Genomic DNA, 24,777 nt, shown 5'->3' with positions numbered 1-24,777 from the left:
TGAATGTCATTCCTACTGCAAGCAACTATTTTTCTTGGAGCATCTCTGATTTTAGTCCCTTTGGGCAAACGCCTAGGGATTGCAACAGTTTTAGGTTATTTATTTACGGGCATACTTCTTGGCCCGAGTGTGTTAAATATTGCCCATGACCCTGAGGCCATTATGGAGTTGGCTGAATTTGGGGTCATTTTACTTATGTTCCTGATTGGTCTAGAGCTCCGCCCGCAACGTTTGTGGGAAATGCGTGACTCCATATTTGTGATGGGAAGTTTACAAGTCGTGATTACGGGCATAATTCTCATGCTCACCGTATTACTGCTATTTCAACAACACCTCGCTGCCAGCTTTGTGATTGGTTTTGCGCTTGCGCTGTCTTCTACGGCCTTTGTATTACAGCTTCTGACTGAGAAACAACAACTCAATACCACCTATGGTCAGCAATCTTTTTCAATCTTGCTTTTCCAAGACATTGCAGCAATTCCATTACTTGCGGTGATTCCTCTTCTGGCAGGAACCGAATCTACCCATCATGGTATTGCTTATTTTGCAGCCATCATCGCGACGTTTACTGGTTTGTTCCTATTTAGCCGTTATGTCATGCGCCCATTTTTCCGTTTTGTCGCCAAGAGTGGTGCGACTGAACTGATTACGGCTGTAGGGTTATTTATTATTCTTGCCGTGGTGTTACTGATGGACACTTTAGGCATTAGTACAACATTAGGTGCTTTCCTTACCGGGGTCCTTTTAGCCGACTCAGAATTCCGTCATGAGCTTGAAGCGAGTATTGCCCCGTTTAAAGGGCTATTACTTGGCTTATTCTTTATGACCGTAGGCATGACGACACAATTGTCGTTACTGATTGAAATGCCGTGGCTCATTATTGGTGGAGCAATCGGCCTACTCGTCATCAAAACCCTCGTTTTAACTGCCATTGCCCGCTATAAAAAGTACAGTTGGAACAATAGCTTGTTACTCGGGACTTGCTTGGCTCAAGGCGGTGAATTCGCTTTTGTAATTTTGAGCCTAGCAAAAAGTGAAAAGATTTTAACGGATGCCTTATTAGAGCCTGTCACGTTGATTGTGACCTTATCAATGGTCCTTACCCCAGTAATTTACTGGATTATGGCCTGTAAAATCATTCCCCTTTTTCATAAAGAATTGCCACCTGAATATGATGAGATTCCTCAGCAAGATAATCCAATTATCATTGCCGGTTTTGGGCGCTTTGGTCAAATTATTGCGCGTATTGCCCGCTTACAGCATTTAGGCTTTACTGCCATCGACAACAATCTTCATCAAGTGGACTTTGTTCGACGTTACGGCGGTAAGCTCTATTATGGTGATGTCACCCAGCCTGACTTACTCCGCTCAGCAGGGATTGAAAAAGCGAAAGTATTTATTTTGGCAATTGATGATGTCGAAGATTCTATGAATGTCGCACGTCATCTTAGATTGAACTATCCAAACCTAAAATTACTGGCTCGTGCCCGTGACCGCCACCATGTGCACCTATTAAGAGACTTAGGTGTTGAACATATTTGGCGTGAAACCTATTTATCATCATTAGGTATGGCTTATCGTGCTTTACGCGAACTCGGTATTTCCGATGAACAAGCTTATAACAATATCGAAATCTTTCGGGATTATGATGAGAAATTACTCATACAGCAGCAAAGCATTTATACCGATGAACAAAAGGTTTTTGAAACCCATCGTAATGCTCTGGCAGAGCTTGAACACCTATTTGAAAGCGATGCACAACAAGCCACATCGAAGCACGACGTTAACTTAAAGCGTCATTTACAACCAAATCGTATCGACATTACACGAGATCACGAAGAATAACTTGAGATTTCGCAAAATGGCTATATTAAGGACTTATTCACATTGCCTAAATGATTGCGACAATCGGTACAAGAGTTGCCGTTGTCCTGCTTGCAGCTTCGCTGCATTCCCTAAGCCTGATTAAACCGAAATTGTTATAATCTGCTTAGGGCCCTGGAGAATATTATGTCTGATTTACGCCAACGCTTTTATATAGAGGACTTTCCTGTTCGCGGTGAAGTGGTTCATCTAGAAGAAGCATTAAAAACTATTTTAGCTCAACGCGACTACATGCCTGCGGTTCAAATTCTATTAGGCGAGATGTTGAGCGCTACAGCATTACTTGCGAGTACTTTAAAAATCAAAGGTCGTATCAGCTTGCAAATCCAGGCTAACGGCTCTTTCAAATGGGCTATGGCAGAATGTAACCATTTAGGCGAAGTTCGTGCTTTAGCAGACTACGAAACAGATCCACGTTTTGGTGAAGCAACAGATAGCAGCACTGTTTTAGCGGCTTTGGTTAACCCTGTTTTGTTTATTAACATCGAACCTGAGCATGGTGAGCGTTATCAAGGGATTGTACCTCTTGATCAAGCAAATTTAGCTGGCTGTTTAATGCAGTACTATGACTTGTCTGCACAAATTCCAACCCGAATTGTACTGGCAAGCACCGCACAGCGCTCAGGTGGTTTGCTCATTCAGTTATTACCTCGTCATGATGAGGAAGAGCAAAAACTGGTTGATGAAGATTTATGGCCACGTTTAACCATGCTAACTGAAACGCTTAAATCAGAAGAACTGACAGAGCTTTCAGCAAATGAGATTTTGTATCGTCTTTATAACGAAGAAGAAGTACGTTTACCAGAAGTTGAACACTTAAAATTTGGTTGTACTTGTTCTAAAGAACGCTGTGCCAAAGCCCTCATTCAAATTGGTGTTGATGCTGTTCATGAAACATTGGAAGCACAAAACCCGATTCAAATGGATTGCCAGTTCTGTAACACCCGTTATGAGTTCACTGCTGAAGAGGCATTGGGTCTGTTTGGTGAACATTTGAGTTAATTACTTACTTTATAAAAAGGCGGGCAATCCGCCTTTTTATTTATCTATAATTTTTTGATGATAATTTTCAGCTTGTTATTTTAAATCAGTTAATATGAGCTTACTTGATAACCCAATAAATAAGATGCTTATATCTCATGAATTATTTTGATTATTTTCTCTTTATTTTTAGTGTCATTATTATGATTGCGACCCCTGGTCCTGTCATGATTTTAGTGGCAAGTGCCGGACTTAAAGGTGGTTATAAAAAAGCACTAGAAACCATTTTTGGTACAAACCTTGCCTCTCTCGTTTTAATTTTTATTTCAGTACTCGTACTTAAAGGCGTATTGGGTATTAATGAAAACTATTTAAATATTATCCGTATTTTAGGCTGCCTATATATTGGTTATTTGGGTTTTAGTATTCTCAAAGAAGTCATTCAAGCTCCTCACCCTGAAGCAATTCAAACCGTTTCTGCTCAAAATGGCGGTTTTAAAAAAGGCTTTTTAGTGGGTATTTCAAACCCTAAAGATATTATTTTCTTTTCAGCTTTCTTTCCGCAATTTGTTTCTATTTCACCTCATCTAGATTTAAGTTTAACTATTCTTACGCTGACATGGATAGTTTTAGACTTTTTAACGCTATCTTTAGTCTATATATTTTTCCGCCGCCTCTCGAACAGCCATTTATACCCGAAGATCCTCGGTTTATGTGGTCTATTACTATTAGTTATTGCCGTTTACGGCTTATATCAGACATTCATTTAAACAATGAGAGGCATAGCTCTCACCTCTCTATGTCTCTTTTATTTTGCTCGCCTTATTTCGCACGAGAACAACTCTTATACAATCTAGCTCATTGAAAGCTTTAAAAATCGTTTCATAATGAAATAAACAACACCATCGTGATAAAACATTATGGCCAAAAATTATTATGAAGAATTAGGGGTTAAACGAGAAGCCTCAGCTGATGAAATTAAAAAAGCGTATCGGAAATTAGCTCGTAAATATCATCCCGACATCAGCAAAGAAAAAGATGCAGAAGAAAAGATGCAGGCAATTAATGTTGCCTACGACACCCTAAGCAACCCTGAGAAAAAAGCTGAATACGACCAAATGTTAGACCACCCACAAGGTTTTAATGGTTTTGGTCAAGGGGCAGCTCAAGGTGGTTTCGATGGTGCCAGATTTTATCGTCAAGGTTTTACAGGCGGCGAGCAAGCAGACTTTAGTGGCTTTGAAGACTTATTTGGACGCTTTGGTGCAGGCTTCGGCGGTGGACAACAGCAATATCAAAGACAACAACGTAGTTATCGAGGTGAAGACCAGCATGCCAGCATAGAGGTTGATCTTGATATTGCTTACCATGGATCAACACAACACATCACCCTGCAAATTCCAACCATCAATGCTTATGGTGAGCCAGAGGTACAACGAAAAACCTTACAGGTAAAAATACCTAAAGGCATGAAAGAAGGACAGCAAATTCGCCTAAGTGGACAAGGACAAAGTGGTATTAATGGTGGTGCCAACGGCGATCTTTATATCGAGATTCAATATAAAGATACAGATCGTGTGCATGTCGAAGGCAGTGATGTATATTTGACTGTAGATGTAGCACCATGGGAAGCCGCATTAGGGCAAGGCATTGAAGTAAAAACACCTGCGGGACCTTTACACGTCAATTTACCTAAAAATGCAAAACAAGGACAACAGCTACGTTTAAAAGACAAAGGGATACCAAATAAAACGCCAGGCCATCTTTATTTAATTTTAAATATTGTATTCCCACCGGCGCATTCTGAAAAAGAAAAAGAAGCCTATCAGCAATTGGCAGAAGCCTTTGCTTCATTCGAACCTCGTTCATCTCATTAGGGAGCAAGATCATGACAACCATCCATTATCGAGAAATTGTATGTGACGGCCACACCTTTAGTGCTGAAGTCGTTGATGAACAATGTACATTTGACTTGCAACAGTTTGCTCAAGCCTGTGGTCAAAGCCCAGACTGGATTCTAGAGCTCATTGAGTACGATATTTTAGCGATTGATACACCACCTGAAAAACATCAGTTTATGGGTGAAGATGTTATCCGCGCTCGTAAAGCATATCGTTTGCAACGTGACTTTGACGCAAGCCTTGCAGCTGTTGCGGTGATGTTAGATTTGATTGATGAAGTGCAACAACTTAGAAAACAGTTGAAGCATTTTCATTAAGATTTTTTCTAAATAGCCTTTCTAATAGTCAGGAGCTAAAGTGATGGGCGGCATGGATGCCGCCTGTTGGACTGCGGTAACATGGATGTACCGTCAGTCCAATAAAGGGGTTTTGTTACTTTTGCCCAGTCAAAAGTAAAAATGCCTATATAAAAAATATCTAATTAAACCCTATAGTCGAGGCAATACTAACCAAACAATTTTGTCATTTTTGGAAGTCTTTATTACTTTAACCGAGTAATCTTTTCCACTTCCTTTAAAGTCTGCTTAATCGGTTCATATTCCAAAAACCAAAACAAATTCATACGATCTTGGCGATGCTGCTGCGCCAGTAAATCAATCACACTTTTTTCACCACGCCCCACCAAATGCTGTCTATAAAAATAGTAGAGCAATAAAATGGTACTTAGCAGCATAACCCCGAGCATAATCCAAAAACCTACTGGTGATTTAAGCCCCGGAATAAATTCAAAGTTCATTCCATAAATACCCGTTAAAAGCGTAAGAGGCGCAAACACAGCAGTAATAATGGCAAGAATACGCATGTTCTCATTGGTCTGGTTAGCAATTGCCGAGAAATGCAAATCTATTGCCGATTGAATCGCACTACGTAAACGCAAGGTATGTTTTTGAATACGTTCGACATGACTCATTAAATCGTTTAAACGCACTAATAAAAGGTCTTGAGAACTATGCGTCTTCTCTCCAATAACATGATGATAGTTTTCTACAATTTCATCACGAAACTCTTGTAAGGTTTCGATTTGTTCTTCGCAGAGATTTTCAACCTGTTGAAAGGCCATATTTTCATGAAACAGTTGATGCCACTGTTTAAACCGCCGATTCCCTTGTAATAGCTGTTGTTGCCAATGCTCGACCCTTCTGGTCAAAGGTGAACGAATATCAAGATAACCATCCACCATACTATTGAGCAGACGTAAACATAGATCTACAGGTGAATTAGGCAGCTTACGGGTTTTATTTTGCTCTTCGAGAGTTTTACATAAAATATTTTCAAGACGCTGAATATAGTTTTCAATCGACTTGTTGCCCTGCTCACGTACGCTAATAAGTACTTTAGGCGTAAAAATAAAACTGATTGGTGTGGTGGCTAAACCAAATACACTCTCATGTGATTCGCCATTTTTAATTTCATCATCCGGCGTTACGAGCTTCCTAAAAATAAGCAGGTCGTATTCTTCAAGCGTATCAAATGCACAAGGATGTTCGATATTCGCAATATCTCGCATATGAAACTCATTAATGGATACATCTGCAAGTTGCTGAATTTTTTGTTGCCATTCTTCATTCTGGCTCACAACATCCGATCTCACACTATCAATCCAGAAAAACTCCAGAATATGTTCAGTGTGCTTTTCACGGCTTAAAAAAACATAGCCGTCGCTTTGATGACGATAAAAATAATAAACCTGCATACCATGTCGATCTATTGGTGTATTACTTGCATCATGCCATAAAAAAAGCCCGCATCAAGCGGACTTTTTTAGTGTGTTAAGCAATTATGCTTGCTCAATATCTTTCATAGTCAATTTGATACGACCACGGTTATCAACGTCTTGAACCTGTACTTTTACTTCCTGACCTTCTTTAAGAACATCAGTTACGTTCGCAATACGCTCATTAGAGATTTGCGAAATATGAAGAAGACCATCAGTACCCGGCATAATGTTTACAAACGCACCGAATTCTACAATACGAATCACTTTACCGTCGTAAATCTTACCTGGTTCAACTTCAGCAGTAATCGCTTGAATTTTCGCAATTGCAGCTTTAGCAGCAGCTTTAGTTTCACCAAATACGCGAACTGTACCGTTATCTTCAATATCGATAGCAGCTTTAGTTTCTTCAGTGATTTGACGGATTGTTGCACCACCTTTACCAATAACATCACGGATTTTATCCGGATTAATTGTAATCACTTCGAATGTTGGAGCATGCATTGAAATTTCAGGACGAGCACGTGAAATTACTTTGTTCATTTCATTAAGGATATGCATACGACCAGCAAATGCTTGGTTTAATGCAACTTCCATAATTTCTTCAGTAATACCTTCAATCTTGATGTCCATTTGAAGTGCAGTAATACCGTTTGCAGAACCTGCTACTTTAAAGTCCATGTCACCAAGGTGGTCTTCGTCACCTAAAATGTCAGAAAGTACTGCGAAACGCTCGCCTTCCTTCACTAAGCCCATTGCGATACCAGCAACTGGTGCTTTAAGCGGAACACCTGCATCCATAAGTGATAATGACGCACCACATACAGAAGCCATTGAAGATGAACCGTTAGATTCAGTAATGTCAGATACAATACGAATAACGTACGGGAAGCGGTCAGCTGCAGGAAGAACTGCTTGAACACCACGACGCGCTAAACGACCATGACCAATTTCACGACGCTTAGGACCAGATTCACGGCCTGTTTCACCTACTGAGTAAGCAGGGAAGTTGTAGTGCAACATGAAGTTGTCAGTTTTAGTACCAGCAAGGGTATCAACCATTAATGCATCACGAGTATTACCCAAAGTCGTTGTTACCAACGCCTGAGTTTCACCACGTGTAAATAATGCAGAACCGTGTGCACGCTCAAGTACGCCCACTTGTACGTCTAACGCACGAACAGTTTTGGTGTCACGGCCATCAATACGTGGTTTACCAGATAAAATGTTGTCACGTACGGTACGGTATTTAAGATCTTCAAATAAGTAGTCTACTTCGTCAGCAATACCATCTACATCTTCTTCTGGAACGAATTGAGCAACAGCTTCAGCATGAAGTGCATCTAATGCTGCATAACGATCTTGTTTTACTGCAATGGTATAAGCTTCTGAAATTTTTGCTTCAAATGCTTCTTTTAATTTTGCACGTAATTCTTCGTTGTGTGCAGGAGCAACCCAGTCAGATGGTTTCGCACCAGCAGCAGCTGCAAATTCATTGATCGCTTGAATTGCAATTTGCATTTCGTCATGACCAAAAAGAACCGCACCTAACATTTGGTCTTCTGAAAGTTCTTTCGCTTCAGATTCAACCATTAATACAGCAGACTCTGTACCAGCAACCACAAGGTCAAGGTCAGACTGAGCCATTTGCTCAAAATTCGGGTTTAAAACATATTCGCCGTTGATTAAACCAACACGTGCTGCACCGATTGGACCACGGAATGGAGTACCTGCAATTGCCAACGCAGCAGAAGTACCTAACATTGCTGCAATATCAGCTTCCATCGTTTTGTCAGAAGAAACCACAGTTGCAGTTACCTGAATTTCGTTGTAGTAACCTTCTGGGAACAATGGACGAATTGGACGGTCAATAAGACGTGAAATTAAAGTTTCAGCTTCTGAAGCACGACCTTCACGCTTACCATATCCACCAGGGATACGACCTGCTGCATATTGTTTTTCTTGATAGTTAACTGTTAAAGGGAAAAAATCCTGACCAGCTTTTGCTGTTGGAGCAGCAACTACTGCTACCAATACAGTTACACCACCCATTGTGATTAAAACTGTATTTGCTTGACGTGCAACGCGACCCGTTTCTAAAACGACTTGATGCTGACCGAATTGGAATTCTTTACGAACGATGTTAAACATTGACATGTATTGTATTTTCCTAATTTTATTCTAGTGAGACCCCTAAGGTTTGGCATTCAGGCTACAACTATCGGTAGGTAAATGACAAAGCTTAGAAGCCATCACACTAGACCAAAAATTTTAAATAATATTAAACGCAAAGAAGGAGCGCACAAGCGCCCCTTCTATAAATCGCCTAACAGTTTATTAGACGAAACTTTCTTTTCAGAAACAAAGCATAGCAACATGCGATAAACCGAAAACAAAGCAAAATCGAATTAACGACGTAGACCTAAAGCACCGATCAAAGCAGTGTAACGCTCGTGGTCTTTACCATTTAAGTAGTCAAGCAATTTACGACGTTGGTTAACCATACGGATCAAACCGCGACGGCTGTGGTGGTCGTGTTTGTGAGCTTTGAAGTGACCTTGTAAATCATTGATTTGAGCAGTCAATAAAGCTACTTGTACTTCTGGTGAACCAGTGTCGTTTTCAGCGCGAGCAAATTTAGCAATGATCTCTGCGCGGTCTGCATTAGTTAAAGCCATTCGATTTCTCCGAGATGCTTAAAAAATAAAATGATATGAATCAGTTGAGCGCAACTGACTGCCGTGCATCACTACAGCAAGTTGCCTATTTTAAGGTATCTATATATGGATTGCAAAATTGTTTTCTGTTACCTGTCATTTTAGACACTGACATCCGCCCCTTAACCCTGCACACTTGGCCTTGAATAAAAAGAAAGAAACGCGAGGGACGTGTGAAAATATTTTCGACTAATACCTGTCCGGTACCGAATGACCTTGAATCGGTTATTCATCATAAAGATGAAATACCTGCCGAACTAGGTGGAATGAGTGAACAGCAAGTTCAAAAAATCTGGAAAAGTATTGAGTCACTCTATAAAACCGGAAACTATCCGCTCATTACTTTTTGCTTACGTCGACAGGGGAAAATTTTATTAAATCGAAGCATTGGCTATGCTCAAGGAAACTCTCCGGCTGGTCTGCAAGAGAATGCACTCGTCGCAACGCCAGATACTCCCGTTTGTCTATTTTCAGCATCCAAAATGATTACTGCCATGTTAATTCATCTTTTAGATGAAAAAGGCGAAATCAACTTACTTGACCCGGTGAGCTATTATATTCCCGAGTATGGAGTGAACGGAAAGCGCCGCGCGACAATCTTTCATTTGTTATCTCATCGTGGAGGTATTCCTTATGTTGATGGAGATGTCACACCTGAACTGCTTTTTGATAAAGATGAAATTTTAAGGCGCTTATACGCAGCAAGACCTGTTTCTCCAGCGGGAAATCACCTCGCCTATCATGCAGTAACGGCGGGTTATATCTTGGGAGAAATTATTGAACGGGTTACAGGGCAAGACCTTCGCCAATTCGTGCATGAGACCATCGAGAAACCGATGGACATGCCCTATTTTAACTATGGCTTAAAACCAGAATATCGTGCTGAAGTTGCTCTTAATTGTGCAACAGGTTTACATCCTCGCTTAGGAACAGATCATTATCTCAATCATGTACTAGGTGGAGGCTTACAACTCGCTGTAGATGTTACTAATGATAGCCGCTTTATGGATACCATCTGCCCCGCCGGTAATATTTATACCAGTGCAGAGCAAGCTGGACGCTTCTTTGAAATGCTTTTAAGTGGGGGAAGCTACCAAGGTAAACAAATTTTAAGTGAGAAAACAATTTTTAGAGCAACACTCCCCACCACAGGAGTTAACATTGACCGAACTTTATTAATACCGATGCGCTATGCCTTAGGACCAATGCTAGGCAATAATCCGGTAGGCTTATTTGGTCCAATGACTGGACAAGCTTTCGGTCACCTCGGTTTTTCCAATATTTTGTGTTGGGCCGACCCAGAGCGTGATATCAGCGTTTCTTTGTTAACCACTGGCAAATCTGTGGTCGGTACACACCTTCCTGCTCTAGCCAATCTGCTTTATCAAATTTCGACTCAATGCCCACGAATTCCTAGAGATCAACGCCGTTCACTATTTGGTAGTGATTCGCATGAAACCGATCTGGTATAGCTAAAATTAACTCAGCGACAAAATAAAAAACCCAAGCATTTCTGCTTGGGTTTTTGGCGCTGTAGTTGTTGTTTATCGTGTTTATCGCTGTTCTTATTGTTATGTGTGAGATGCTTTCCACATCCTTCTTCTCGTTTTACTCACTTCCGTTGTTTTAGTTCTATTTCCTTATGGGATGTATTTTGTCATATCCAATTATGAAGAAAAGTAGTATTTTTCTTATCATCATGTAAGCGAAAACGTACAGGTCTGTCTAATATTTATCGTTTATCTGTAAATGCTAAATAACATACGGTTCTGTATAACATTTAACTTAACAATTCACGCAAAAAATGCTTATTTAAGAATCATATTACAAATAAATATATTAAAAATTATTGAGTTAAATAATTGATAATATAAGCAAGAAATAGGGTAAGCCATCTAAAGATTTATGCAGATATTTTGGTGGGGTTAAGACTTAAATATAAAAAAGCCCTGTAGTCTCTCCCAAAACTACAAGGCTTAGCGGCTGTAAGTTTCCTCTTTATTCACCTACATCATTGTAAGTTCGCAGTCTCTCGACTTAAGTTATTATTATTGTGCGATTTTGCCCGACATTCCTTGCCAAGCTCGTTGTGCGTTTATAATCTCAAAAACAGGGTGGGTTCTCTAGCAGCAAATATCTCGAATCCATGTAAGCTTTTTCTTACAAGGGTAAAAATATTAAGTTTGGCTTAACGAACTAACCGATTAACTTTTTCAACTAAACCGCTTTTTCTTGTCGTGCGAACTGTAAAAGATTGAAGTAACGCCTCTGGATCGACCAATAAACTCACTACTTTTTTGGCTCGTGTAATCGCAGTGTAGATCAACTCTTGGCTTAACAAATTCTTGGCAGCCTGATCAAGAACAACAGCTGTATGGGTAAATTCAGAACCTTGTGATTTGTGAATTGTTAAGGCAAATGCACTTTGAATACTTTTAGGTAGCCGATTTGCAGCAACCCACTTATTTAAACTTGGGAAATACACTTCAAACTGTTGCGGCTGGGTTCTATGTTCAAAACATAAACCAATGTCACCATTTGAAATGCCGAGCTGGTAATCGTTATAAGTCATCATAACCGGACGGCCTACATACCATCCTCCTAAAGTCACAATACCTAGCTGTTGTTGTAACCAGCGTTCGGCATATTGATTAAGTTGCTGTAAACCAAATGGCCCATGACGTACGGCAGTTAAAATACGGTAGTCATCGAATGACTTAACGATATTTTCAATATGTTCAAGTGAACGATCATCTTGTATATAAGCTTTTAAGCTTTGCACATAGCCTTGAAAACCCACCATCAATTTTTGATAGTAAGTTTCTAGCGCTATAGGTGACTCTTCGGGTAAGTATTCAAGCTGAACCACATCGGGCATATCAGCTTCTAAAGGTATTGAACGTAATTCTGAAACCTGAACAATATCGATTTCAAATTGTTGTAAAACTTGCTCATGGTCAATTTGACTAGTTTGCATTTGAATAAATCGGGCAACCTGACCAATCAAAGCCCCCTCCGCAAAACGACGGCTGGTTTGAAGGTGAACACGGTTTTCAGACAAAGCCTCGATTTGCTGTAAATCTGCAAGTACCGCTCCGACGTCTACAGAAGCAAGCTGGTTGGCATCGCCTAATAAAATAATTCGACAAGACTCAGGGACCGCTTCAAATAATAACGTTGCCAGATTTAAGTCCAGCATAGAGGCTTCATCCACCACAATAACGTCATAAGGCAAAGGCTGTTTTTGATTAAACCGTGGAGTTTGACTATGCCCCATACCTAATAATCGATGGATAGTTTGGGTACTTTGGTTTCTTAGCTCATCACTCATTAGCCCCGACTCAAGCAGTTTGGGATCATTAAACGAGTTTTGTAAGGCTTCTTGCATACGCTGTGCAGCTTTACCCGTCGGAGCAGCCATCGCTACACGAATATGTGGAATTGCCTGACTAAGCACAGCAATAATACGAGCAAGCGTATAGGTCTTACCTGTACCCGGCCCACCTGTAATAATACTTAAGCTCTGCCGAGTCACCATTTGCAAAGCAGCTCGCTGATGAGGATCAGTTAATAAGTCTAAATGCTCTTCACATGAAACAGGTTGAATTGGTTGTTGCTTTAATCGGCGAATTTGCTCAGCTAGACGTTGCTCTAGGTTCCAATATCGGTATAATGCCAACCCCTGCCCGTCGTGGACACAAGGGGCAACTTGAGACTTTGCTTGTTCAGCAGATATCACCAGTTGGCTAAGTGTTTCTATTTGCTCTGGGCTAATCTCAATACAACTGTCACCCTGCAAGCTCGCTTCAATTAGCTGCTGCAAAAAATAAGCTGCCTCTGGAGCTTGTGTCTGTGCAGTAAACGGGGCTTGATTTAGAAAGGTACTCCAAGTCGTTAACCAGCTTAAATCGCTTTGTTCAGGGCTATTTAGATTGTCCACACACTTATCCACCTAGTTTTCCACACGCTTGTCCACATGGTTATAGACAGGCTTATCCACACCCCAAGTATTTGTTAATTCTAAAATTAGATCATTTATCAGCATTTTTTATGCAATTTTATCCTCAGCAAAGTACCCTAAAATAGCATCGAGTCGTAGAACAAATTCTGTACTTGGCTGCCAATAATAATAACCCTGCTCAGCTTCGCCATTCATACCGCGCAAGTAAAGATAAGTCGCCCCACCTAAGTGTTGTTCAATATCATAATTCTGCATTTTGACTTTTAAATAACGATGTAACGCAACCAAATACAGGCCTGCTTGTAGCCAATAGCTGGCTAAAGACATACTTTGTGCAATGCTTTCTACACTGTAATCGGCAAGGTTTTCACCCAAGTAGTTACTCTTATAGTCAGCAATGTGATAACGCTGTCCATCAAAATAAACCAAGTCTATCGAACCATTTAAATAGCGTGCAGAACGAGCCTCTAATAACTCTGGCATTTCCATACCATATTCAGCAAACAGCTGCTGAATACGTTTCATGGCTAGTACACGATCTGACAGTGCCAAATAAAAAGGACACTCTGATAAATAGTGCTCTGGCTGTAACTGATTTAGGCGAAAGCCTTGATATAACGGCGTGCTTAGAATCTCTTGCAACCATTCGGCCACAGCGTGATAAAGCGAATATTCCGCTTCTTGTTCTTCGGGAAAGCTTTCTTGGTATTTGATTAATAAATCTTGCCACAAACTACTGTAGTCATTTTTAAAACGACGACGTATTTCACTTACCCACTCATCTGAACATTGAAAATCAATATGCTCAAAAATTTCATGTAAGAAATTACCTGCGAGCGTCCCTCTCGGAAAATTACTTTTGATCCAGCTAATGGGCTGTGCTGCGGGCGCCTCAACAGAAATAACCTGATCGAGTTCATCTTCGGCTAAAACAGCTTCATGGCTCTGACTCGCGAGTAAATCTGTACCTACTTTATGTCTTAAATGCTGTGCCAGATAACTAAAACTGGTTCTGCCTCTCGAATAAAAGCGCTGATCAGGAAAATGCTGCGCCTGTATCTCAATAATATTGATGTGTTGATTTAAATGTCTTGCAGCAGGTGGTTGCTCCAAAATTATTTCATCGGTACAACAACGGTGCTGGAATGGTTCAGCTCTGTTTTTCCAAAATGCCAAACCTGAAACAGACTTGCCATCCGTATCTTGTAAGAGCGCATAAACACGATGACTTGCCCGAGTTAAAGCAACGTACCATAGACGGTTTTGTTCCGCCAAAGCCCGTTCTTCATGCTGCTTCAGCTCGGTTTCGTTTAAATACGTTTTATCGGCAATCGCAACAACACGTTGTGTTAGAGTTTGAGCCGACTCCGAAACCGTTATATCTTGGGTCGAGAAGTTAAGTGTTTTGTTATTTTCCCGAAATGGCTTGTCGGCCCCGAGCAAAAAGACAATTTTAAACTCAAGACCTTTTGACTGGTGAATGGTCATGAGCTGTACGCCAGCTTCACTCGACAATCTACGCTCTAACTCCCATTCACGATCAAGCGGTGATTGTAATTGCTTGAGATACCAGTGATAGAGATTTTGCGCGCCCTGATATTTCTCGCTATGTTGGCTCAAAATTTCGGTCAAATGACGCAAGTTCACCACAACCCGCTCATTATCTTTACTCTGGACAGCAACCAGATTTTTCCAAATGCCAAATTGGTTTAAACATTGCTGCCATGCCACTAAAAAGCCCTGAGCTGACCACAATTCCCGAATAGCATCAAAACCCGTCATAAACTGGCTTAAACCTTCGGCCGTTTGCTCGAGTTGCAACAGCTGTTTAAGGTCCATAGCAAATAAACGGCCAATCAAAGCTCGTTTCACTTTGGCCTCATCGTAAGGATGAAGAATCGCAGTGAGTAAGGCCCCAACATCCTGAGCAATTGTGCAATCAAAAACACTTCGTTTTGATGGCCGATTAACTCGTATTCCTAAACGTTCTAATTCAAATTGAACTTTATCAAGACCATCATGATTACGGGACAAGACCGCAATATCATCTTCATTTAAGGTTTGAGTCTGAGCATCTTTTTGAAAATAAAGTTGTCCAGCATGTGACTGATTGAGTAAATCACGTATTTTCCACGCGACTTGCTGTGCTTCCGTTTCCTTGTCTTTTAGCATGAGCCAACGTAAAGGATGCGGATTAGGCTGGTTTTGATCAATTAAAACCGGATGAGGTCGAGTCCCTGCCCGAATCGGGTCATATTGAACCTGTTCACCAAAGTCGATTTGCCTTTGAAATAACGCATCAACCACTTCAACCAAGTCAGCGACTGAACGGTGGTTATGAATTAACTTATATTCGCGACCATGCTTTGCCTGAATATCTTTGTAGGCATTCAAGAAGGTGAGCATATCCCCACCACGGAAACCGTAAATTGCCTGCTTACGGTCACCCACCATAATCATGCAACCTTTTTGGTAACGTTCTGGATGACGCCAAATGCTGGCAAGCATGTCATCTTGGTCTTGGTTGGTGTCTTGAAACTCATCAACCAAAATTAAGGGGTATCGAGCCTGCACAAATACGGCGAAACGTTGCCCCTGCTCGCCCTTTAAAGCTTCTGATAAAGTGCGAATTTGCTGGGAAAAAGTCGTCTCGCCCTTGTTTTGTAAAACCTGTGGTAAACGTTTTTTAACCTCTACACATAAATAGGCTTTTAAATAAATATGAAGCTGATCGAACTGTTCAGCATAGTTTTTCAGTACACCAAACAACTGCTGAATCTGCTGAATACAAGGATGCTGATAAAATCCATCCGAAATTTCGGCAGGACATTTCTTGAAAACTTTCTGATCGGCAAGTTGGCCTAAAAACTTAAAAACGAGTTCCCGTTGTACTGCCAAAGACCCATCAAAAACTAAAATACTGTCGCTTTGCTTTAAAACTTGTAATAACTGTGGCAAACATTCACTAAATAACTTATTAAATGCTCCATTACGAAATATTGTGCCGCTTACATGTTTATAGTGGTCGCCATCAAGCGAGTAATACGGTTCTAGAAGACTGATATCAATTTCTGCTGCCAGCTGTTTGAGCTGAGCAAGCTGTTCAAACTGAATGGTAGGCTTTTCGGGAAGTTTAAAGTGAGCCGAACTAAAATTCAGTGAGTCTTCGACCAGTTTGACAAAACTGTCGACACTTTTTAACTCACCTGCCAGATACAACGCATCAATCACCGTTTGAGGCTGAGACTGTATCCATTCACGTAAAACATCATGAATCAGTTGTCGGCTATAGGTTTTAGCGTCATCGGTAATTTGAGCACGTTCAATTTTGCCACTTTCAAAGGCAAACTCACGTAATAGCTTTTGGCTAAAGCTATCAAGTGTTCCGACAAATAGCTCATCTAACTGATCGATCACGAGCTTTAAACGCTCACAGGCATAGGCAATACGTGTCGCAAAATGCTTGAGAACATGTTGGAGTAATAAGTCAGATTCTTGCTCGGCCTGCAAAAGAATCTCTTTTTCAGTCAAGCTCCGCTTGGCATCTAAGTAACGATAGGTTTCGACCAAACGTGCACGAATTCGGCTTTTTAACTCAGCCGCAGCCGCACGGGTAAAGGTGGTCGCAATGACTTGGCCCGGTAAATATTTCTCAAGAAAAATACGGACCATTAAACTCGACAGTGTATAGGTTTTCCCGGTACCCGCCGAAGCTTCAATTAAATGCAGTCCACTAAATTCAATATCAATAATAGGTTGATAAGACACCTGTACTCTTGAGTTCATGTCTTACTCCGAATGTTGAAATTGAAAAACCGGATGATACAGGTCATAGGCAAACTCATCACAAGCATGTTGAAGTAATGCTTGTGCATCTTGTTCTTGCAAAATGAAACGCCAGTCTTGATGTAACTTGCACGCTTCATTTTGTGTCATATCGATAGAGGTAAATGTCCCCGTTTCATTCCAGTATTTTAACAGCTCTGCATAGCTCTTCTCATCCAGTTTTATTTTTTCTGTCGGATTTGTTGTTTCCCACTGATATGCCTTGGCTTTTTCAAGTGGCTTTAATAATAAAGCTGCTGGTAACACGAGTGGCTGCTGTTGAGCATAACGCCAGATTTTAAACCACGGTTGTAAATACTGCCGAGCTTGCTCCGAACTAATACCTTTACAGATGACAGTTTGGTCACTAAAAACCACAATACGGCGTCTTTCAGTTCCTGCACTTCCTTCATTTAAATAGGCCAACCAAAGCAGGTACTCTAACCAGACTTTTGCACGTCTTTTTGCCCGAGCACTTGATGCTTCCATACTGACCCAATCCTGAGTTTCAGATTTTGGCACAGTAATATTCATATGTAGCTGTTTGGCAATTCGCCACACACGCTGAGTCGTTTGTGTCACGGCTGGCGCGTAATGATGAAGGCGCTCAAGCAAACATTCCTGTTCAAAAATGCCCTGTTGCCATGCACTGTATTGAACTTTGCCTACAGGCAACTGATCAAGTAGAACTTCAGGCTGTGCCTGCTGTTCGTTTTGCTGTAAAAAATGTCGAATGGTATAACGGCCCAAACCATCTAAAAGCAAAGGTTCATTCTGATCTAATACGCCTACATTTCCTAAGTTTTCTACGCCCAAAGTTTTTAAATATAAGCGTGCAGGAAAAGTCACATCCTGTATCCACTGATGGCTGTCTAAAACCAACATGTCAGGTATTTCTAAAGGATAAGATATATTTGCCCAAGGCTTGAGAACACCGGAAGCTTGCTGAATTTGCATCGCCACGTTAAACCAGTGATCTTGATAACGAATATAGCGGTTCTCAGCCATAAAACCTTTCGGGTCAAACGGCTGTAAATAATGTAAGTGATAGAGCTGTTTTAATTGAGTCGGGATTTCAATACCTTCAATCACTTCTCGATCGGGTGCATTTGGTTCTGGCTTTACAATAAGTGCAAGATGCTCACGGAACTCTTGAAGAATACTAGAAGGATCTCTCACCTCACCGTCATTGACATCAAAGCCGTTATAAAACAGCCATAAGTTTTCTTGAGCTAAAAGTAGGGCATCTAAGAAAGCGCCTTGGTCATCCTCAAGACGGGAACGATCACCTAATTGTTGACGTAAGGCATCCATCAAATCAAATGGCACATGGGTGTCTCGATTTGGAAACTGCCCTGCATCAAGGTTCAACATCACAATTAAACGATAAGGCAACGGACGAATTTGTCCAATCTGGGCAAAGGTAATCTGTCCAGTCGGTTCAGCTTGAGCCGTTTGATTTTCTAAAGTTCGCTGAATCTCATCTAGAATATAAGGCAAAGGCAAGGTGATTTTACGTAAGGTGCCTGTTTCTGTCTCGGCATAGTAGCTTGCGAGCGTTAACATACGCTCTTGTTTTTTTACAATTTCCCGCGCAGTTTTTAAAGCAGCCACACCGGCCTGCTCAAACTCGACAATATCTTGCGAGAGTATTTGCAGCCAGTATTCCACCGTATGACTTTTTTTCTGCTCATGCATAATGAGCCAGTCACGGCGTTCATTTAAATCTTGATAAATTTGAATGAGTGTACCAATAAGCTCAAAGTCGCCCGGTTGAACCTTAGCGTAACTCAGCACCTGATTAAATGTAGCATGTTCGGGAATTGCTATGCCGAGCGCTAACCGCTCTAAAGCAAACTTAAAGCTATATCGATAATCATCATCGCCGTCACATAAGCTACGTTTCAGATGCTCTGCATCAAGCCCACGTTTAAAGCCAGCATCGGCAAGTAAGTTTAAAATTCGCTCTACTTGAACATATTCAAGTGCATAACGCTGTTGAGTCGCGTGTAAACCAAGCCAGTCAGCAAACTCATCAAAGCTAAATCGCCCTTGCATAAGGTAAATACGCCCAATCACGGCACGCCATGCATTAAGTGCATCGAGTGAGGCAATTCCTGCTATTTTGACAGGCAAATGCACGCCTTGCTCAGTCGCTGTAGCAGGAAAAACACTTCGTATTAAAGGCTCTACTTCTGCCAAATTAGGAACTAAAACCAAAATATCATTTGGACGACGCGGCTGTTCGTGCGGTTTTGCCAACCAGCCAATCAATTGTTCTTTCAATACTTCAAGTTGCCGTAATGTCGAGTGGCAGACATGAATCTGAATTGAGTCATCGTTAGGGGCAAGTTCATATTGCTTGGCTTGGGGTTCCACCAAGTGCAAAATATCTGACTGAACTTTGCCAAGTAAACTTTCAGGAAAATCATCGACAAAAGCATCCACCCACTTACCCTCTTCACCTGTAGACAAGTTTGAGAGTAATGAGAAGTGATCACGGGCTTGTTTGCCCAATCTGGTTAAAAGTGGATGTCTTGACTCACGCGCCTCAGCATTAAAATTAAGCGTAAATTTATTAAAGAATTCGGCAATTTCCGCATCGGTCGCTTGGGGGTTCTTTGCTATAAAACGCTCTTTTACCCCTAAGTCATAGCGCTGTTTCCAGAGTGGGTCGACACTATCGGCCCAATATTCTTGCGAAGGGTTATAGTGCAAAATCAAAACATCAATGTATTGCCCTAAACGACGTAAAAACTGAAGCTGGCTGGGCGGTAAATCCAGTAAAGTAAAAATGACAATTTGCTGTGGCAAACGAGACAGTGCTTTCTTCTGGCGCTCAGGATGTTCTAATTCCTGCCAGAATAATTCGTCAATTTGCTGCATTTGCATAAAATCATCATGAAAATGCTGCTGCCATAACCAGCGCTGCCAACGCTCTAACTCTTGGGTTTGCTGTAAAGTAAAAGCAGAAATTTCTTTATCTTTATGGGCAATATACTTTTCGATATCGAGTGATCGCCCTTGTCCCCATGCTGCTAACCAGTTATTTGGACAAGTACAGGTATTTTCACAACCACGCTGGCACTGTCCCCGATAGACCATGTAGTTACTAAATAAATCGGCAACCTGCTCGGCAACCCAATACAACATTTTTTGTTTTTTTAGCTGCTTCTCAATACCTTGTTCAAGCCGATCTGCGCTGTCATAAATACGTTGAACAATAGAATGCAGTGGATGAGAGCTATCTATGCTCATAACATCAGGCTGAATAAATTCCTGTAAGGCTTGATGTACACGCCATTTAAAAATCAAGCGTGGAATATTGGCTTTACGAACCTGTTCCTTATGCGCCGTGAGGACCTGTTGATAGGCATACCACTGAAACCCGCGCACACGTTGGTGGAACTGGTAATTGGCGCTCATTCCTTGCTGTTCTGCAAGTTTTTGTATCAGCCACTGCTCGATGGCAGGACTTGGCACAATGAAATGCTGGGCTTTCAAAACCTGTAATGGATGCGTTGACGGCTGGGACGTAGATGCCAGTACGCCCTGCAACAACACATCAATACGTTGACTTTGAATAACATGGATACCCATTTATTTCATATCCTACTCGCATAATTTATGCACAAAATCATAAACATTCATTACTATACAACTGAATCTGACTATGTCACGTTGGTTTAAACACAGCATAATCTCATTTTAGGTGTCACTTACCTTGTGTTGGCAAGGCACCTTCAAGGAACACATTACAGGTAAAACATTATGAAAATTGATAACATTCCTGACTATATTGATCCTAGCCTAAATCTGGAACAAATTCGCGATGAGTGCCAAGAACTCATTCAGAAAAGAGCTTACGTCTCTGCTGGTGCAGCAATTGTACCCATTCCTTTTTTTGACGTGGTAGTAGATTTGGGAATTTTGTCACAGCTTATTCCCGATATTAATTCCCGTTTTGGTTTAGCGCCTGAACATGTCAGTGTCTATGATCCAAAAACAAAAACAATTCACTGGGATGAATTACGAAAACGCGGCTTTCAATTTTCAGGCTTTGTGGTCGCTCGCACTACCGTTAAAAAAACCTTTAACGGTTTCTTTGGAAAGATTGTTACCAAACAAGTGACAAAATTTGTACCACTAGGTGGGCAACTTGTCGCAGCAAGTTTAGGCTATTTTATGATGAAAAAAATAGCCCAAACTCATCTAAATGACAGCTACAACCTTGCTAAACGTATTCAACAAAAAAGTCGTGGCACGGTTGTAAACTAAAATCTAACTTAAGGCTGAGAGTTTAATCTGCTCTCAGCTGTTTTAAAATAGCTCTTAACACTTCTAAGCGTGCAGTGTATTTATCGTCTGTTGCGACAATATACCAAGGCGCATATTCGGTACTGGTTCGCTCAAACATATCTGCGGCTGCCTTTAAATAATCATCCCACTTATCACGGTTACGCCAATCTTCGGCAGTAATTTTAAAGCGTTTGTGCGGTGTCTCTTCTCTGGCTTTAAAACGTTGCTCTTGCTCATCTTTACTAATTGCTAGCCAAATTTTTACCACAATTGTTTGGCTATCAAATAAGTCTTTTTCAAAGCGATTGATTTCGTCATATGCCCTTTGCCATTCGATAGGTGAAGCAAATCCTTCAACACGCTCGACCAGCACACGACCATACCAGGTACGGTCAAAAATGGTAATTTTTTCAGCTTCATTAATACGATTCCAAAAACGCCACAAATACGGGTGTCTTGCTTCGAAACGTTCAGGCGCCCCAATACAGTGAATATCATATTCACGCGGGTCTAAGTTTTTAACAATTCGCTTGATGGCCCCCCCTTTACCCGCAGCATCCATCCCTTCAAATGCAATCACCACATTACGTTTATCAAAGCGCATGGTATCGGCAATTTTTTTACTGAGTTTGTCGAGCTCTTTTTTATATTCGGCTTTATCCATTTTTTCCTGAGCAGGTTTTAATAAACTCTCAGGAATTTTTGCCTGTTGCCATTTACCTTTGACTTCAGTTTCATGTTCAGGCAGCTGACGCATGTGTTGTAAAAGATACTGAGCAAAAAATTGATCGCGCCGTTTTTCATCTTCCCCATCAATAATGTACCAATCGTCGGTAAAGCGACGGCGTAGCTTTTGCAAAGTGTCATATTGTTTTTTATTACGCCAGTCTAGGCCGTGAAGCTTATGCCAATGCTGTTCAGATGGGTCTATTTTATCTAACCGTTTTTGGAGTGATTTCCACGAAAGATCAAACCAGACCTTAATGACATCGACATAGTTATTTTTTAGGTCCTGTTCAAACGCTCGCATATTTTCAACATAGGCATCAAAACGCGCATCATCCAAAGGTTCTGACACATGAGTTGCCGTAACCAACAAATCGCTATACCAGTTGCCAAACATCACCACAATTTGGCCTTCAGTCGGAATAAATGCTGAATAAGACTGCCAGAATGCTTCAGAGTCTGTCAGCACACGTGGTGCATCTGCTTTCACCCGTAGATATCTTGGATCTAGCCACTCACGAAGCTGTTTAACCGCTTCCCCTTTTCCAGCTAACTCGATACCACTCATTAAAATGAGTGTGCTTTTGGCATTGGGTTTCCCTCGGCTTTCTTTTAAAGCATATTGTGCTTCAATTAAATCAACTGAAAGCTGTTCTTCGTCTCGTATTTCAAATTTTGGTTGTTGTTCACTCATGGTCCACTGCTCTAATCTTTTTATTTAATTTCGCCATTATTTAACTTATGCGCTTGGGTGATGAATTGCTATACAAATTATGTCATTGCAACACGATTTAACCTGAAAATTGACGTATAAATCATTTTTTTTACATCTACTCGCCATAGTAGAAGGTTACAATGCCTCTTATGATTTTTTGTAAATAGCCCAATATTAGAGCCTTACATGTCTAAACTCGCTGCTTTTGATGAACTTTTACAACAATATAAAACATTTAATTATCACGACAATCCAGTGCTTGCCCAACGTTTGCAAGATGTACAAACATGGCTAAAAGAACGGATGAAAGAGACGCATCACGACTTTTTTAATTTACCAGAACACAAACTGATGGCTCAGTACTTTTTAAACCGTTTATATGGTGGACCAGAGTTCGATGCGCTTGCAGCACAAATTGAACGTTTATTGAAATATGCACATAAAGCAGAAAAGGTTTTACCTGAAAACGCAATTAAGACAGGTACAAAGTCGGTAAGTTTGGCTGTACTTGCCACTCAACTTGATGAACAAGTAGCAATGCAGCTTCTTGAGGACTATCCGGCAGATACCGTACTTACCGACGAGATCATGCGCTTAACCTTAATCAAGCTTGATCAGGCCGAAGCCCGTTACCAGCAACTTGCCCTTCTTGACGATTTAGGAGCAGCACTCGATAAATACATGCGTTCATTTATGATGTTTACTGCTTTTAAAATGTGTAAAGGTATTGCACAAAAATATCACTTCGAATTGATGTATGATTTTATTCAAGATGGTTTTAGCGCAATGAAACCTTTAAAATCGGCTGAGGCCTTTATTAAAACTTTTACGGAAAAAGAACGCCAGATTGTTGAAAAAGTACATTCAGGACATCCGAATCCGTTTAGAGTGTGATAAGGTCGGCACATAGAAAAAACTCAACCTCACGAAGTTGAGATTTTATTCATTATATTTGCATGATGATGCCTGTAAAAATAGACAAAATCTGTCATCATGCAGAACTTATTCCGTTTCACTTGAGTTTGAGTCTAGGAGAGACAATATGTCTAACGAAAACCAAAAGCCAACATCTCCAACTGAGCAGGCACAAAGTTCAGACAAAGTTAGCCCATTCCTAAGCTCACCGTTACCGCAAGGTACCCCTCAAGGGCAACAACAATCTTTACAGCAAACCTTAACAGATACACCTGTTAGCGGTTCTGTACCGAAATACAATTTACCACGTGGTGCAGGCAACACTGGCAACGTTGGTGAAACAACACACTTTGGTTATTCAACAGTTCGAACTGAAGACAAAGCACAAAAAGTTGCTGAAGTTTTCCACTCGGTTGCAAGCAAATATGACCTTATGAATGACTTGATGTCATTTGGTATTCACCGTTTATGGAAACGCTTTGCAATTAACATGTCTGGTGTTCGCCGTGGTCAACATGTGTTAGACATTGCTGGTGGTACAGGCGACTTAGCAAAAGTATTTAGCCGTGAAGTGGGCCCGCAGGGTCATGTTGTACTTTCAGACATTAACGAATCTATGCTCAATGTTGGCCGTGACCGTCTAATTGATGCAGGCTGCACCAATGTCGATTTTGTACTTGCCAATGCTGAAACTTTAGAACCTTTTGCAGATAACAGCTTTGACCTTGTCACCATTAGCTTTGGTTTACGTAACGTGACAGACAAAGATGCTGCGCTTGCTTCTATGTTCCGTGTGCTTAAGCCAGGTGGTCGTTTACTTGTTCTTGAGTTTTCTAAACCAGTATTTGAGCCATTCTCAAAACTTTATGACCTCTACTCATTCACTGCTTTACCGATTATGGGTAAATTGGTTGCCAATGACTCAGAAAGTTATAAGTACTTGGCTGAATCAATTCGTATGCACCCAGACCAACGTACCTTAAAAGGGATGATGGAAAATGCTGGCTTCCAGAACTGTGATTATCACAACCTGACTGGCGGTATTGTTGCTGTTCACCGCGGTTTCAAACTGTAAGGGA

The 24,777-nt window shown here is 41.0% G+C and carries 16 protein-coding genes; 9 read left to right on the top strand and 7 right to left on the bottom strand.

The window, feature by feature from the left end:
* Positions 1 to 3: 3 nt before the first annotated feature.
* The 5 genes from KNQ97_RS05585 to KNQ97_RS05565 all read left to right on the top strand — a co-directional run bounded on the left by KNQ97_RS05585 (position 4) and on the right by KNQ97_RS05565 (position 5,083).
* Positions 4 to 1,845: a monovalent cation:proton antiporter-2 (CPA2) family protein gene (locus KNQ97_RS05585; protein ID WP_000008979.1), complete on the top strand. Its 1,842-nt coding sequence runs from the start codon at positions 4 to 6 to the stop codon at positions 1,843 to 1,845.
* 165 nt (positions 1,846 to 2,010) lie between these two features.
* The gene (locus KNQ97_RS05580) at positions 2,011 to 2,886 is read left to right on the top strand and encodes an Hsp33 family molecular chaperone HslO (RefSeq protein WP_001281765.1); all 876 of its coding nucleotides are present in this window, start codon (positions 2,011 to 2,013) and stop codon (positions 2,884 to 2,886) included.
* Between the two features lie 137 nt (positions 2,887 to 3,023).
* On the top strand, positions 3,024 to 3,635 hold the full coding sequence (locus KNQ97_RS05575; RefSeq protein WP_001105722.1) for a LysE family translocator: 612 nt from the start codon (positions 3,024 to 3,026) through the stop codon (positions 3,633 to 3,635).
* Positions 3,636 to 3,785: 150 nt separating this feature from the next.
* Complete coding sequence (locus tag KNQ97_RS05570; RefSeq protein WP_001107916.1) at positions 3,786 to 4,742, top strand: DnaJ C-terminal domain-containing protein; 957 nt, start codon at positions 3,786 to 3,788, stop codon at positions 4,740 to 4,742.
* 11 nt (positions 4,743 to 4,753) lie between these two features.
* Positions 4,754 to 5,083 carry a chaperone modulator CbpM gene (locus KNQ97_RS05565; protein WP_000207458.1) on the top strand — a complete coding sequence of 110 codons (330 nt, stop codon included), beginning with the start codon at positions 4,754 to 4,756 and terminating at the stop codon, positions 5,081 to 5,083.
* A 224-nt stretch (positions 5,084 to 5,307) separates the two neighbouring features.
* Here KNQ97_RS05565 and KNQ97_RS05560 read toward each other — a convergent pair whose 3' ends face one another.
* From KNQ97_RS05560 to rpsO, 3 genes are all read right to left on the bottom strand, one after another.
* On the bottom strand, positions 5,308 to 6,519 hold the full coding sequence (locus tag KNQ97_RS05560) for a magnesium transporter CorA family protein (RefSeq protein WP_001198553.1): 1,212 nt from the start codon (positions 6,517 to 6,519) through the stop codon (positions 5,308 to 5,310).
* Positions 6,520 to 6,603: 84 nt separating this feature from the next.
* Positions 6,604 to 8,691: a polyribonucleotide nucleotidyltransferase gene (gene pnp / locus KNQ97_RS05555; RefSeq protein ID WP_001985790.1), complete on the bottom strand. Its 2,088-nt coding sequence runs from the start codon at positions 8,689 to 8,691 to the stop codon at positions 6,604 to 6,606.
* A gap of 257 nt (positions 8,692 to 8,948) precedes the next feature.
* Positions 8,949 to 9,218, bottom strand: coding sequence for a 30S ribosomal protein S15 (gene rpsO / locus KNQ97_RS05550; protein ID WP_001229357.1), 270 nt, complete (start codon positions 9,216 to 9,218; stop codon positions 8,949 to 8,951).
* 212 nt (positions 9,219 to 9,430) lie between these two features.
* Here rpsO and KNQ97_RS05545 point away from each other — a divergent pair, with 212 nt between their 5' ends.
* Positions 9,431 to 10,729 carry a serine hydrolase gene (locus KNQ97_RS05545; protein ID WP_210561186.1) on the top strand — a complete coding sequence of 433 codons (1,299 nt, stop codon included), beginning with the start codon at positions 9,431 to 9,433 and terminating at the stop codon, positions 10,727 to 10,729.
* A 716-nt stretch (positions 10,730 to 11,445) separates the two neighbouring features.
* On the opposite strand, the gene recD is transcribed toward KNQ97_RS05545, so the two are convergent.
* The 3 genes from recD to KNQ97_RS05530 all read right to left on the bottom strand — a co-directional run bounded on the left by recD (position 11,446) and on the right by KNQ97_RS05530 (position 20,643).
* On the bottom strand, positions 11,446 to 13,197 hold the full coding sequence (gene recD, locus KNQ97_RS05540) for an exodeoxyribonuclease V subunit alpha (protein ID WP_065708578.1): 1,752 nt from the start codon (positions 13,195 to 13,197) through the stop codon (positions 11,446 to 11,448).
* 108 nt (positions 13,198 to 13,305) lie between these two features.
* Positions 13,306 to 17,004, bottom strand: a complete 3,699-nt coding sequence (locus KNQ97_RS05535) for a UvrD-helicase domain-containing protein (protein WP_253611965.1) — start codon at positions 17,002 to 17,004, stop codon at positions 13,306 to 13,308.
* A 3-nt stretch (positions 17,005 to 17,007) separates the two neighbouring features.
* Positions 17,008 to 20,643, bottom strand: coding sequence for an exodeoxyribonuclease V subunit gamma (locus KNQ97_RS05530; RefSeq protein WP_253611964.1), 3,636 nt, complete (start codon positions 20,641 to 20,643; stop codon positions 17,008 to 17,010).
* 171 nt (positions 20,644 to 20,814) lie between these two features.
* Here KNQ97_RS05530 and KNQ97_RS05525 point away from each other — a divergent pair, with 171 nt between their 5' ends.
* Positions 20,815 to 21,321 carry a hypothetical protein gene (locus KNQ97_RS05525; RefSeq protein WP_000687236.1) on the top strand — a complete coding sequence of 169 codons (507 nt, stop codon included), beginning with the start codon at positions 20,815 to 20,817 and terminating at the stop codon, positions 21,319 to 21,321.
* A gap of 22 nt (positions 21,322 to 21,343) precedes the next feature.
* Here KNQ97_RS05525 and KNQ97_RS05520 read toward each other — a convergent pair whose 3' ends face one another.
* Positions 21,344 to 22,762, bottom strand: a complete 1,419-nt coding sequence (locus KNQ97_RS05520) for a hypothetical protein (RefSeq protein ID WP_005140140.1) — start codon at positions 22,760 to 22,762, stop codon at positions 21,344 to 21,346.
* Positions 22,763 to 22,969: 207 nt separating this feature from the next.
* Here KNQ97_RS05520 and KNQ97_RS05515 point away from each other — a divergent pair, with 207 nt between their 5' ends.
* Positions 22,970 to 23,677 (top strand): hypothetical protein, encoded by a 708-nt coding sequence (locus KNQ97_RS05515; RefSeq protein WP_000039800.1) that lies wholly within the window; start codon positions 22,970 to 22,972, stop codon positions 23,675 to 23,677.
* A 148-nt stretch (positions 23,678 to 23,825) separates the two neighbouring features.
* Positions 23,826 to 24,773: a bifunctional demethylmenaquinone methyltransferase/2-methoxy-6-polyprenyl-1,4-benzoquinol methylase UbiE gene (gene ubiE / locus KNQ97_RS05510; RefSeq protein WP_000064213.1), complete on the top strand. Its 948-nt coding sequence runs from the start codon at positions 23,826 to 23,828 to the stop codon at positions 24,771 to 24,773.
* The last annotated feature ends 4 nt before the right edge of the window (positions 24,774 to 24,777 follow it).

Source organism: Acinetobacter sp. UC24323 (assembly GCF_024151445.1).
GTDB lineage: Bacteria > Pseudomonadota > Gammaproteobacteria > Pseudomonadales > Moraxellaceae > Acinetobacter > Acinetobacter baumannii.
Note: the sequence above shows the minus strand (reverse complement) of the source record. Positions and strands in the feature narration are given on the sequence as shown.